A 12564-nucleotide genomic window follows, 5' to 3' on the forward strand; every position below is an offset into this window, starting at 1 on the left:
GATGTTGCCTTGCCGCGCTTTTGCGGCGCCGCGAAAAATCTATGAGCGGGCGCCAAATCCGCGCGGGGGCCGGCGTGTTCGGGGTAGCGCAAACAAAGTTCGGGAAAATGGAAAGGACGTTGCGACGCGCGCGCCGCATGGTGCGAACTCAGCCCGCTCATCCGGAGGCGAAGGCCCGGCGGCGAACGACAAAAGAGGGGAAACTCATGAAGAAGAACGCATTTTCTGCCACTTTCAGCCGCGGCCTGCTGGCGCTCGGCGTCTCGTCGATCGCGCTCGGCGCCTCGGCGATGGCGCAGGAGGCCGAAACCGCTCCGACGCTCGATGCGGGCGAGATCGTGGTGACGGCGCGCAAGACGAGCGAGCGGCTTCAGGACGTGCCGATCTCGGTGAACGCGATGACCGGGGACCAGCTTCGCGAGCGCGGCGCGGTCGACGTGAAGGACATCATGCGCAGCGTGCCGGGCCTGTCCTTCTCGAACGTCGAGCGCGGCCTCGGCAACTACAACATCCGCGGTGTCAGCACCGTGGCGTCGTCGCCCACCGTCGGCATCTACCTCGACGACATCTCGCTGGTGACGATCGCGACCACGTTCAGCGGCGCGTTCGATCCGATCTTCTTCGACATGGAGCGGCTGGAGGTCCTCAAGGGGCCGCAGGGCACGCTCTACGGCGGCAGCTCGATGGGCGGCGCGATCAAGTACGTGAGCGCGCGGCCGGACGTGTCGGCGCTTTCGGGAAGCGCCGCCGCGGGCTTCGCCGCCACGGCGCACGGCGACCCCTCCTACAACGTCGAGGGCATCCTGAACCTGCCGCTGGTGACGGACAAGCTCGCCATGCGCACCGGCTTCCTCTACCGCCGCGACGGCGGCTACATCGACAACGCGCCCGGCCTCGTGCGCAACTCCAACTATTCGAGCACGCCGTCGCCGGACTACACGCCGCTCGTGCAGGATGCGCTCTCCGGCCGCTCCTCCTCGAACCACAACAAGGCGGACAGCTTCGTCGGACGCCTGTCGTTCCAGTGGGAGCCGGACGCGACATGGGCGATCCGCCCGGCGCTGTTCTACCAGCGCTATGAGCTGAAGAACCCGTCGCAGTTCTTCCTCGGCGACACGGAGAAGCTGACCTCCTCGTTCCGCCTGCCGCAGCGCACCACCGACAAGACGGGGATTTACAGCCTCGACATCGGCAAGTCGCTGGGCGCGGTGCAGTTCACCTCGCTCACCGCTTACTTCGATCGCCGGCTGGACTGGTGGCGTGATTACAGCTTCTTCGTCGGTGGGCTGGTGCCGCCGATGTTCCCGCTCACCAGCAACAACCTCTCCGCCAGCCACACGAAGCAGTTCAGCCAGGAAGTCCGCCTCTCGTCGGGTGGTCCCGCTGACCGGCTGAAGTGGGTCGCGGGCCTCTATTATTCCTGGCAGGACGACAATCTTTACCAGATCGTCGACACGCCCGGCGCCGAGCCGATCATCGGAACCACCACCGGCTATGTCGGCGACACGACGACCAAGACGAAGCAGTACGCGGCGTTCGGCGAGGCGACCTTCTCGATCACCGATCGTCTCGACGTGACCGCCGGTGTCCGCCTGTTCCAGATCAGGCAGGAAGTCGACATTATGGGCAACGGCCCCTTCAACGGCGGGCTGACGCTCGTCGAGGGCCGCAAGAGCAACGAGAAGGGCGTCAATCCGAAGGTCGGCGTCTCGTACAAGCCGACGCCCGACACCATGATCTTCGCCTCGGCGGCGAAGGGCTTCCGCCCCGGCGGCCCGAACCGCTTCCAGATCAACCCCGTGCTCTGCGCGGCCGATCTCGAGCGCCTCGGCCTCACCGCGGCGCCCGACAGCTTCGAGTCCGACAACCTCTGGAGCTACGAGCTCGGCACCAAGAACCAGTTCGCGGGCGGCCGCGTGACGCTGAACGGCGCCGTGTTCTTCACCGACTGGAAGAAGATCCAGCAGCAGCTCAACCTCATCAACTGCGGCTTCGCCTTCACCGGCAACGCCGGCAGCGCCGAGGTGAAGGGCGCCGAGGTCGAGGGGCGCTTCACGGTCGTGCCCGGCTTCCAGATCGGCGGCAACGCGACATACACGAGCGCGAAGATCACCGATGCGGCGCCCGGCACCAGCGCGCAGGACGACGACGAGGTGCTCGCCGTGCCGAAGTGGATGGCGAGCGCCTTCGCCAGCTACGGCTTCGACGTCGGCTCCGGGTGGCGCGCGCAGGCCCGCGCCGAATATCAGTACCAGAGCAAGGCGCGGCGGATGTTCGACCGCGTGCAGGCCGTCACCTTCTCGGATGCCGAGATGGGCCTCGTTCCGAACCTCGCGGAGTTCCGCGAGGGCTATGACGTCGTGAACGCCTCGATCTCGGCCGACAACGGCTCGACCGAGCTGCGGCTTTACTTCAACAACATCTTCGACGTGCAGCCGTGGATCGACACCAACCTCGGATCGGGCAATGACTATGCGACGACGCTGCGTCCGCGCACGATCGGGATCGAGGTGCGTCAGAAGTTCTGAGTGCAGGCGTAAAGGGGAGGGGAACGGTAATGATCGCATGGGTCCGTTCGGTCAGGATCGCGGCGCTTGCCGCCCTGTCCCTCGCCGCCGCGTGCGGCGCGCCGTCCATGCCAGACTGGCAGCGCGCGACGGCCTATTACTACACCGGCACCGCGATCGACGCCGGGAACGTGGAAACTTTGGGCGTCGCCTGGGAGTTCACCGACTTCGTCGTGCGCGGCCGCACCCACCGCGGCGTCGAGTCGACTCCGGTCGTCGTCGATAACATCATGTACTTCACCGGCCCGTGGAGCGTCGTCTACGCGCTCGACGCGAAGACCGGCGCGCTCAAGTGGCAGTACGACCCCGAGGTCGACGGCCAGTTCGCGCGCCGGACCTGCTGCGATGCCGTGAACCGCGGCGTCGATGTCGCGGACGGCGTCGTCTACGTGGCGACGCTCGACGGCTGGCTCGCCGCCGTCGATGCGGCGAGCGGCAAGGAGCTGTGGAAGGTCGACACGATCACCGACCGCACGCGCAGCTACGCCATCACCGGCGCGCCGCGCGTTTCGGGCAAGACCGTCGTCATCGGCAACGGCGGCGCGGAGATGGGCGTGCGCGGCTACGCGAGCGCCTACGACCGCAAGACCGGCAAGCTCGCGTGGCGCTTCTTCACCGTGCCGGGCGCAGGGCCGGACGAGCATCCCGAAGTCGCCGAAGCCCGGAAGACATGGAGCCCGGACTCGCGCTGGGATCTCGGCGGCGGCGGCACGGTCTGGGATTCCATCGTCTACGACCCCGACACGAACATCGTCTATCTCGGCACCGGCAACGGTATGCCGCATCCCCTGTGGTCACGCAGCCCCGGCGGCGGCGACAACCTGTTCCTCTCCTCGATCGTCGCGGTCAATGCCGATACGGGCCGCAAGGTGTGGCACTATCAGACGACGCCGCAGGACAGCTGGGATTATACCGCGACGCAGAACATGGTGCTTGCCGACATCGAGTTCGGCGGCAAGCCGCGCAAGGTCATCATGCAGGCACCGAAGAACGGCTTCTTCTACGTGCTCGACCGCGTGACCGGCGAGCTTCTCTCGGCGGAGAAATTCACGACCGTCACATGGGCGGAGCGCGTCGACCTCAAAACCGGGCGGCCGGTCTTCACCGAGCAGTCCGACTACTCGAAGGAGACCAAGCTCGTCTGGCCGTCGGAAGCGGGCGGGCACAACTGGCCGCCGATGGCGTACAGCGAGAAGACCGGCCTCGTGTACATCCCGGTGCTTCAGGCGCCGATGACCTTCCAGATGTACGACCAGCCCTACAAGCCCTACAGCGGCATTCAGGGCTCGATCGCCGCATTCCCGGCGTTCGGCGCGTTCGGCAAGGGCGGCGCCGATTCCACAGAAGCCTTCCCCGGCCAGCCGAAGCCGCGTTTCGACGCCGTGCTGACGGCGTGGGACCCGAAGACGGGCAAGATCGCGTGGACGAGCAGCGAACTGCCGTTCTGGAGCGGCGGCGTGATGGCGACCGCGAGCGGCCTCGTCATGCAGGGATCGGCGGACGGCTATCTCACGGTCTACGACGGCGTCTCCGGCAAGGTGCTGCACCGGATCAATGTCGGCACCGGCATCATGGCGGCGCCGATGTCCTACGTGATCGGCGGCGAGCAGTACGTGGCGGTGAACGCGGGCTTCGGCGGCGCGCTCAACGTCGCCTATCCGCCGGGGGCGGTGGCGGCCGAGCGCGAGAATCGCGAGCGGCTGATCGTCTTCAAGCTGGGCGGCACGGCGCCCGAACTGCCGCCGCTGCGCGAGAAGACCGCGTTCACCGAAGCGCCCGCCAAGTATCGCGGCGATGCCGGGGCGGTGGAGCGGGGCGGGGCGCTCTACGGCGCCTATTGCGGACGCTGCCACGGCGGCAAGGACGGGATCGGCGGCTATCCGAACCTGTGGAAGATGGCGCCCGAAGTACACGAAGTATTCGACGAGATCGTTCTTGAAGGGGCGTTCGCGGACGCGGGCATGGCGGGCTTCGCCGATGTTCTCACCAAGGCGGACGCGCGCGATATACACGCCTTCCTCGCCGAACCGGCGCGAGGATCACCGAAGCGCGCGGGCCTGCACTAGACCGCCTCGCCCGCGGCCCGGCCGCTCGCCCACGCCCACTGGAAGTTGTAGCCGCCGAGCCAGCCGGTGACGTCCACGGCCTCGCCGATCGCGTAGAGACCGGGCACGCGCGCCGCCATCATCGTGCGCGACGACAAGCCGTCCGTCGATATGCCTCCGGCCGTCACCTCGGCCTTGGCGAAGCCTTCGGTGCCGGTGGGGGCGAAGCTCCAGCCGCCGAGGCGCGCCTCGGCCGCGCGGAGCGCCTTGTCGGGGAGGTTGCCGAGATCGCCCTCCAGCGCGAGGCGCTCGGCGAGGGCGTCCGCGAGACGCGCGGGGAGGAGGGCGGCGAGGACGCGTTTCAGCGACGCGCGTGGCTGCGCCTGCTTGCGACGGATCAGCCAGTCCGGCCCGGCATCGGGCAGGAAGTCCACATGGATCGGCGTGCGGTGCTGCCAGTAGGACGAGATTTGCAGCATGGCCGGGCCGGAAAGCCCGCGATGCGTGAACAGCGCCGCCTCGCGGAAGCGCGTCTTCCGCCAGCGCACCTCGACCTCGGCGGAGACGCCGGAGAGCGAACGGAACAGCGCCTCGTCCGGGCCGAGCGTCAGCGGCACGAGCGCGGGGCGGGGGTGGACGATGGACAGGCCGAAGCGGCGGGCGACGTCGTAGGCGAAGCCGGTCGCGCCGAGCTTCGGGATCGACGGTCCGCCGGTGGCGAGGACGAGCGCGGGCGCCGCGTAATCTCGTCCGCCGATCGTTGCCACGAAACGGTTGTCGCGGTGTTCGATGGCGGAAGCCGGGTTGCCAAGGCGGGTCGTGACGCCCGCCTTCGCGCACTCGCCGGCCAGCATGTCGACGATCTGCCGCGCCGAGCCGTCGCAGAACAGTTGTCCCAGCGTCTTTTCATGCCACGCGATGCCGTGGCGCTCGACGAGCGCCAGAAAGTCCTGCGGCGTGTAGCGGCCGAGCGCCGACTTGGCGAAGTGCGGATTGCCCGAAAGGTAACGGTCGGCGGCGGTGTGGATGTTGGTGAAATTGCAGCGCCCGCCGCCCGAGATCAGGATCTTCCTGCCCGGCGCGTCGGCGTGATCGACGAGCAATACGCTTTTGCCCCGCGCCCCCGCCGTCGCCGCGCACATCATCCCCGCCGCCCCGGCGCCGAGGACGATCGCGTCGAAGCCGCTCGTCACTGCGCCACGATGCTGGCGGCGACGGCCTCGGCGGCCTTGATCCCGTCGATCGCGGCGGAGAGGATGCCGCCCGCATAGCCCGCGCCTTCCCCTGCCGGGAACAGGCGCGCCGTGTTCAGGCTCTGGAAGTCCTTGCCGCGCGTGATCCGGACCGGCGAGGAGGTGCGCGTCTCGACGCCGGTCATCACCACGTCCGGGTGATCGTAGCGGGCGATCTGGCGCCCGAAGACGGGCAGCGCCTCGCGCATCGCCTCGACCGCGAAGGCGGGCAGGCACGTGGAGAGGTCCGTCATGGCGACGCCCGGCTTGTAGGACGGGATCACCTCTCCGAGCCCGGTGGACGCGCGGCCCGCGAGGAAGTCGCCGACCGTCTGCGCGGGCGCGTTGTAGTTCGATCCGCCCGCCGCATAGGCGCGCGATTCCCAGTGGCGCTGGAAATCAATGCCCGCGAGCGGCCCGCCCGGATAGTCGCGCGCGGGCTCGATGGCGACGACGAGGCCCGAATTGGCGTTGAACTCGGCGCGCGAATACTGGCTCATGCCGTTGGTGACGACGCGGCCTTCCTCGGACGTCGCGGCGACGACGCGTCCACCGGGGCACATGCAGAAGCTGTAGACGGTGCGTTCGTCGGCGCAGTGGTGGGCGAGGCTGTAGGCGGCGGCGCCGAGCAGCGGGTGACGCGCGAACCTGCCGTAGCGCGCCTCGTCGATCCACGCTTGCGGATGCTCGATGCGCACGCCGATCGAGAAGGGCTTGGCCTCGATGTGGACGCCCCGCCGGTGCAGCATCTCGAAGGTCGACCGCGCGCTGTGGCCGACGGCGAGGACGACGTGGTCGGCTTCCAGAAAGTCGCCGTCGTGGAGATGAAGCCCGCGCAATCGCAGGCGCCCGTCCGGCGCGCGGTCCAGCTCCAGATCGTCGACGCGCGTCTGCCAGCGGTATTCGCCGCCCAGCGCCTCGATGGTCTCGCGCAGGCTTTCGACCATGGTGACGAGGCGGAACGTGCCGATGTGGGGATGCGCCTCGAACAATATGTCGTCGGGTGCGCCGGCCTTCACGAACTCGTCCAGCACCTTGCGGCCGAGGAAGCGGGGGTCCTTGACGCGGCAGTAGAGCTTGCCGTCCGAGAACGTGCCCGCGCCGCCCTCGCCGAACTGCACGTTGGATTCGGGGTTGAGCTGCGAACGGCGCCACAGGCCCCACGTGTCCTTCGTGCGTTCGCGCACGATCTTGCCGCGATCGAGGATGATCGGCCGGAAGCCCATCTGCGCGAGGATCAGCCCGGCGAACAGCCCGCACGGCCCCGCGCCGACGACCACGGGCCGCAGCCCGCGCCAGCCTTCGGGCGCGCGCACCGGGAAGCGGTAGTCCATGTCCGGCGCCCGGCGGACGTCGTGGTCCTTCGCGAAGCGCGCCAGCACCTCGGCCTCGTCGGCGAGATCGACATCGACCGTGTAGACGAGCAGGATCGCGCTCTTCTTCCGCGCGTCGTTGCCGCGGCGGAACACCGTGAAGCCGCGCAAGCGATCCGGCGCGACGCCGAGCCGCGCGCAAATCGCGGGCGCCATCGCGTCCGCCTCGTGGTCGAGCGGCAGGGTGAGTCCGGACAGGCGCAGCATGGGCGTGGCCTTTAGCCGCAAGCCGCCCCGACGCCAAGCGGCGGCCGGACAGGCCTGCCGGTTATCGCGCCGTCGCTTCGGCCCGTGCCGCCGTTCGTGATGCCCCCGCGCGCGTGCCGGCGCCGGACGCTTCGATATGTCGCCAGAGAAACGCGCCGGCCTCGGTCATTGCCTCGGCATTCTCCAGAAGGTCGTGTCCCCAACCCTCGTGAATGATCGTTTGATGCAGGTGCGTTGAATGCGCGCGCTGGAAGGCCTCGCGCATACGCAGGGCATTGCCCGCGGCGACGCTCCGGTCCTCCCGGCCCTGGTGAATCCGGACCGGGGGCAGGCGTTCGCTGAAGTAGAGCGGAGAGCTGGCGACGAGACGCGCGCGCAATGCGCCGAGCGGCAGACGATCCCGGCCGTATACGAAGAAGCCGAGCTGCTGGTGCTCCCAACTGTGGGCCTGCCCGGAGACATAGGCCGCCCGCAGCGCGTCGGCCCACGCATCCGAGCGATTCATTTCCCGGAAGAAATCCATCGGGCCCGCGAACGAAACGGCTGCCTTGAAGATGCGGCTTCGGCTTGCGGCGAGAAGGGCGACGGTGCCGCCGCGGCTCCAGCCGAAGACCGCGAGCCGGCTGAAATCCAGTTCGGGGACCACGTCTCGGACGGCGTGCACGAAAGCGACGGTGTCGGTGGCCGCACCGTCGAACGCATCCTGAGGGTCGCCTTCGGCCTCGATACGGAAGCCCGCCGCCTCCACGGCCGATCCGCGCAAGCAGGGGGCAAGGACCACGAAACGGGGAATGTAGCGCCCGAGTGCGCGGCGGCCGTAATCCTGCCATTCGGAAAGATTGCGCGTCGGGAAATCCCAGCGGACCCCCGGCAGGTCGACGACCCCCGCGAGGCTGCCGGGCGCCGCGCCGCGCGGGACGAGCGCCACGCCGCAGTGCACGAAACCATCGACGCGATGGCGAATGAAGCGGGCCTCGAACCCGTGGCCTGCAATGGGGAAGCGGCGCGTCGCCACGACCTCGACGCGGTCGGGGAAGACATTGCGCGCCGACAGCTCGCGCAGCACCTGCCCGACCTCGCGAGCGTCCGGGGCCTGCAACAAGCGGTGGAAATCGACCTCCTGCCCTTGTGCCGCCGCGGCCCCCGGGCTGAGGCTCGCCGCCAGCGCGGCCGCCGGCGCCAGAACGGCGGCGATGATCCTGCGGAAGCGACGCGGCAATTCCCCGGCCATCAGTCCTGCCTTACGACGCGCCCTCTCGCCATGACGAAGCGGACCCGGCGAAGCGCGGAAAGGTCGCGCAGCGGATCGCCATCCACCGCAATCAGGTCGGCTGCCATGCCGGTCGCGATCCTCCCCGTCTCGTTCGAAAGGCCAAGGACCTCCGCCGCGACCGTGGTGGCGGAGGCGAGTACCTCGCGCTCGGTCATGCCGCCGAGACGCGCCATCAGCTCCGCCTCACCGATCCCGCGGCCATGAGGAAAGACGCCCGAATCGCTTCCGAACACGATGCGGACGCCGGCGCGCCGCGCCGCGCCGAACATACGGCCCATGACAGCGGCGATTTCGGCGTTCCGTGCATCGACGTCGGGCGGATAGACCCCGGTTCCGACCGTTTCCCGCAGATAGTTGAGCGCGGAAAGCGTGGGCGAGAAGGTGATGCCCCGCTCGCGCATGAGGCGCGCCTCGTTCTCCTGCCCGAAGGTGCCGTGCTCGATCGTGTCGAAGCCGGCGCGGATCGCCGCGGCTGTACCTTCGGCGCCGCTCGCGTGCGCCGTGGCGCGCATGTTGAGGCTATGCGCGGTATCGACGATCGCGCGCAGCTCCGCATCGGTGAATTGGGCGACCCGCCCGCCGACACGGGTCTGCCAGCCGCCGGTGGCCATGACCTTTATGGCGTCCGCGCCGTTGCGCGCGGCCAGCCTGACCCGTGCCGTGCATTCGTCGACGCCGGTGCAGGTCGTGCCCCGGTCGAGGGCATCCATCACGTCCGGGTTCATGCCGGTGAGCTGACCGTGCCCGCCGATAATCGAAAGCATGGCGGCCGAGACGACCCGGGGGGCCGGGTGCAGCCCCGCCGCCGCCGCATCCCGCACCGCCTGGCTCAGGAACTGGTCGGGGCCGAGGTCGCGGACCGTCGTGAAGCCGGTCTGCACGAGCGTATTCGCATTGTGCAGCGCCACGGCGACGCCGTACTGAGGCGTCTGATTGACCGCGCTCGCCCTGACGGTCGGGTCGCTGATCAGGTGAACGTGGGTGTCGATGAGGCCGGGCATCAGCGAATAGCGCGAAAGGTCGATCAGGCGCGCGCCCGGCGCCGGCGCGATCGCGCCATCGTGAATTGCGGCGATCCGGCCATTCTCGACAACGACGGTCGCCGGTCCCCGCGGCGGCGCAGCGGCATCCGTGATGAGCGCGCCGGCATGGATGAACACGGCCTCCGCGGCTGCGGCGGGCGATGCCGCGGCCATGATCGCGAGGAGTGCCCGGAACACGGACCGAAACCTGCGGCCCAATCCCGGCCCTTTCAAACCCGGTCCTTGCGTTCTCGTCTGCATCGTCATGGTTCCTGCCTCGCATGAAGATCGTGCCGCGCGGACGGGCGTCCGGCGACAATGGAGATATGCCGTCCATGCCCACAGGGCTGGAGGCGCGGACGGCATCGGAAGGAGGGGCCGGTCATCATGCCGCTACGCCGCCGTCGCGCCCGTCCGCAGGTAAGGGAGCAGGTCCGGCAGCATCGCCGTATCCAGATTCCCCCCGCTCGCGACGACCGCGACCTTTTTTCCCTGCATGGCCTCCCGCTCCTTCATCAGCGCGGCGAGCGCAGCCGCGCCCGCACATTCGACGAGATTGTGGGTCGTCTGCAAATAGGCTGCGACCGCGGCGAGAATCTCGTCGTCGGTGACGCGAACGATGCGCTCTGCCCGGTCCCGGATGAGGGCGACCGCACCCGGATCGGGGGTTCGGCACGCGAGTCCGTCCGCGATCGTTTCCGCGGCGGGTGTCGCCACCACGCGGCCGGCCTCGAACGACAACGCATAGGCGGGAGCGCCGTCGGCGACCACGCCGATCACCCGCGCCCGCGAATTGACGAGATCCCTCGCCAGCAATGTCGCCGAGATGCCGGACCCCATGCCGATCGGAACATAGATGACGTCAAGGTCGGGAACGGCGCGCAGGAGCTCAAGGGGATAGGTCGCGACGCCGCGCAGCAACGGGGGCGTGAACGAGCGGACCATATGCAGGCCCTCGTCCTTTTCGAGGGCGAGGGCATAGTCCCTTGCCTGCTGGTAATCGTCGCCGTGTTCGATCAGCGTGGCGCCGTGCGCGCGCATCGCCGCATTCTTCTCGGGCCCGTTGCCGTGCGGAACAACGATATGGGCGGGCATGCCGTAAAGCGCGGCGGCGTATGCGACGCTCTGCCCATGATTGCCGCGCGTCGGCGCGACGACTCCGCGCGGCGCCAGTTTCTCCCGGGCAAGATGCGCCATGTAGGTGAGGCCGCCGCGCAGCTTGAAGCACCCGATCGGGCTGTGGTTCTCGTGCTTGACCCAGACCTCGCAACCGAGCCGGGAACTCAGGAGCGGCCAGCAGTACTGCGGCGTGGGCGGCGTATGCGCGTACACGATGCCTGCAGCGGCTTCGATGTCCTCCAAGGTGAGAATGTGCGGTCTCCCCAGACTGAGTTGCGACGGCGGGCGCCGCCCGGTGCGGCCCTGCTTCAGTCGCGCCTTGGCATTTGTCAAATTAATCTGCTAGATGATTGCCATGAGCACGACTAATCTTACCATCGCCCAGATCAAGGCGCTCGTCGCGCTTGCGGATACCGGGAGCTTCACGCTGGCGTCCGAGCGCCTTTCCGTGACCCAGCCCGCCGTCAGCCACGCGATCAGGCAAACCGAAGAGATGCTGCAGCAGCCCCTCTTCGAACGGCAACGGGACAGGACCGTTCCCAACGCCGCCGGCCTTCTCGCGCTCGCGGAGGCGCGACTGGCGCTCGTGCATCTGGAACGACTCGAATTTGCGGTGAAGGGCGAATCGGCGCTCCAGTCCGGTTCGCTGAAGCTCGGCTGCTTCGCGAGCGCCGTCCACTGGTTGCTGCCCTCCGCCATCGCCGAGTTTTCGCGGCGCTATCCGAAGATCTCGGTTCAGGTGGTGGAATCGGCCGACGACAGTTGTGTCGCGGCCATCTTCGACCGCAGGATTGATCTCGGGATGGTCAACCTCCCGTGTCCGGAACTCTGGACGATGCCGATTTTCGACGACGATATCTGCATCGTGGCGAGTGGAGAACTCGAACCCGCAGGCGAACTGAGGTCTTTCGAATCCGTTCCCTTCATTCGCCCGAAGGGGGCGCTCGAGCCGCTGATTGATGCGGCGTTCGTTTCGGCGGGAATCAGGCCGGACGACCTGATCTCCGTGGCGGCCCATGGACCGGCGCTGACGCTTTCGCTGGTGCGCGCCTGCCAGGGATACACGCTGATGCCGCGTTCCGCACTGACGGCCCAGGACATGACGGAACTCCGTGCCGTCGCGCTGGAGCCGCGGGTCGTCAGGCATGTCGCGTTCGCGGCGCGATCCGAGCAGACCGTCTCTCCTGCCGCGAAAGCGTTTCTGGACGTTCTGTCGGAAGTCGCCCCGACGTAAAATATCCCCTCGACATCGGGAATCCTGGCCGGTCGTCATGCGCGGATGCAGGCGCTTTGCATGGATTGAATAAAAATAAATAATTCTACCAATTCATCATATTAATTTGACAAATATACCCCTTCAGCCATTTTTGACGGAACGGCGAGGGCTTGAGGGAGGCATGAGTTTCTGCCGCCGCGAGAGCGCCCCGCCGTCATGCGGCCGAAGGCATGTGGTTGCTGCAGCACCCTTCAGAAGCCGTGTTCACTATCCTTTTCGGAAGGCTCGGTCGTGCCGGCTGCCTCAGGTGCCGCGCGCTCCCGCTTCCCGGAGGAAAACAATGCGACGTTGAACCGACAATCCATCGTTCAAATGTTTGGGGGAGCATTAAGATGAAGACTCTGGAGTTGCTGAACACGATCTGCCTTCGGTCCCTTGCGATCGGATGTCTTTCAATCGGGGCGCCCGCCTATTCCCAGACGATGGCCGGCAGCCAGGGAGAGCCGGATT

Annotated in this window: 8 protein-coding genes; 3 read left to right on the forward strand and 5 right to left on the reverse strand. The window is 67.9% G+C overall.

Annotation, left to right across the window (positions count from 1 at the left end; genetic code table 11):
- The first annotated feature begins 206 nt into the window (after positions 1 to 206).
- On the forward strand, positions 207 to 2528 hold the full coding sequence (locus PE061_RS10355) for a TonB-dependent receptor (RefSeq protein ID WP_271259001.1): 2322 nt from the start codon (positions 207 to 209) through the stop codon (positions 2526 to 2528).
- Between the two features lie 29 nt (positions 2529 to 2557).
- Complete coding sequence (locus tag PE061_RS10360; protein ID WP_271259002.1) at positions 2558 to 4633, forward strand: PQQ-dependent dehydrogenase, methanol/ethanol family; 2076 nt, start codon at positions 2558 to 2560, stop codon at positions 4631 to 4633.
- Here PE061_RS10360 and PE061_RS10365 read toward each other — a convergent pair.
- The 5 genes from PE061_RS10365 to PE061_RS10385 all read right to left on the reverse strand — a co-directional run bounded on the left by PE061_RS10365 (position 4630) and on the right by PE061_RS10385 (position 11171).
- Positions 4630 to 5757: an NAD(P)/FAD-dependent oxidoreductase gene (locus PE061_RS10365; RefSeq protein ID WP_420794396.1), complete on the reverse strand. Its 1128-nt coding sequence runs from the start codon at positions 5755 to 5757 to the stop codon at positions 4630 to 4632. The genes PE061_RS10360 and PE061_RS10365 overlap by 4 nt on opposite strands.
- A 44-nt stretch (positions 5758 to 5801) precedes the next feature.
- Entirely contained in the window at positions 5802 to 7424 is a 1623-nt protein-coding gene (locus PE061_RS10370) for an NAD(P)/FAD-dependent oxidoreductase (protein WP_271259004.1), read from the reverse strand.
- A 61-nt stretch (positions 7425 to 7485) separates the two neighbouring features.
- Entirely contained in the window at positions 7486 to 8655 is a 1170-nt protein-coding gene (locus PE061_RS10375; protein WP_271259005.1) for an alpha/beta hydrolase family protein, read from the reverse strand.
- Positions 8655 to 9917 carry a metal-dependent hydrolase family protein gene (locus tag PE061_RS10380; RefSeq protein WP_271259006.1) on the reverse strand — a complete coding sequence of 421 codons (1263 nt, stop codon included), beginning with the start codon at positions 9915 to 9917 and terminating at the stop codon, positions 8655 to 8657. The genes PE061_RS10375 and PE061_RS10380 overlap by 1 nt, the downstream gene beginning before the upstream one ends.
- 195 nt (positions 9918 to 10112) lie before the next feature.
- The gene (locus PE061_RS10385) at positions 10113 to 11171 is read right to left on the reverse strand and encodes a threonine dehydratase (RefSeq protein WP_271259007.1); all 1059 of its coding nucleotides are present in this window, start codon (positions 11169 to 11171) and stop codon (positions 10113 to 10115) included.
- A gap of 22 nt (positions 11172 to 11193) precedes the next feature.
- Here PE061_RS10385 and PE061_RS10390 point away from each other — a divergent pair, with 22 nt between their 5' ends.
- Complete coding sequence (locus PE061_RS10390; RefSeq protein WP_271259008.1) at positions 11194 to 12072, forward strand: LysR family transcriptional regulator; 879 nt, start codon at positions 11194 to 11196, stop codon at positions 12070 to 12072.
- The last annotated feature ends 492 nt before the right edge of the window (positions 12073 to 12564 follow it).

It is taken from the genome of Sphingosinicella microcystinivorans, from assembly GCF_027941835.1.
Taxonomy (GTDB): domain Bacteria; phylum Pseudomonadota; class Alphaproteobacteria; order Sphingomonadales; family Sphingomonadaceae; genus Sphingosinicella.

Bases quoted from the DNA above. Each gene is read 5' to 3' on its own strand.
- PE061_RS10355 (WP_271259001.1), top strand. From the start codon at position 207: ATGAAGAAGAACGCATTTTCTGCCACTTTCAGCCGCGGCCTGCTGGCG.
- PE061_RS10360 (WP_271259002.1), top strand. From the start codon at position 2,558: ATGATCGCATGGGTCCGTTCGGTCAGGATCGCGGCGCTTGCCGCCCTG.
- PE061_RS10365 (WP_420794396.1), bottom strand. From the start codon at position 5,757: ATGATGTGCGCGGCGACGGCGGGGGCGCGGGGCAAAAGCGTATTGCTC.
- PE061_RS10370 (WP_271259004.1), bottom strand. From the start codon at position 7,424: ATGCTGCGCCTGTCCGGACTCACCCTGCCGCTCGACCACGAGGCGGAC.
- PE061_RS10375 (WP_271259005.1), bottom strand. From the start codon at position 8,655: ATGGCCGGGGAATTGCCGCGTCGCTTCCGCAGGATCATCGCCGCCGTT.
- PE061_RS10390 (WP_271259008.1), top strand. From the start codon at position 11,194: ATGAGCACGACTAATCTTACCATCGCCCAGATCAAGGCGCTCGTCGCG.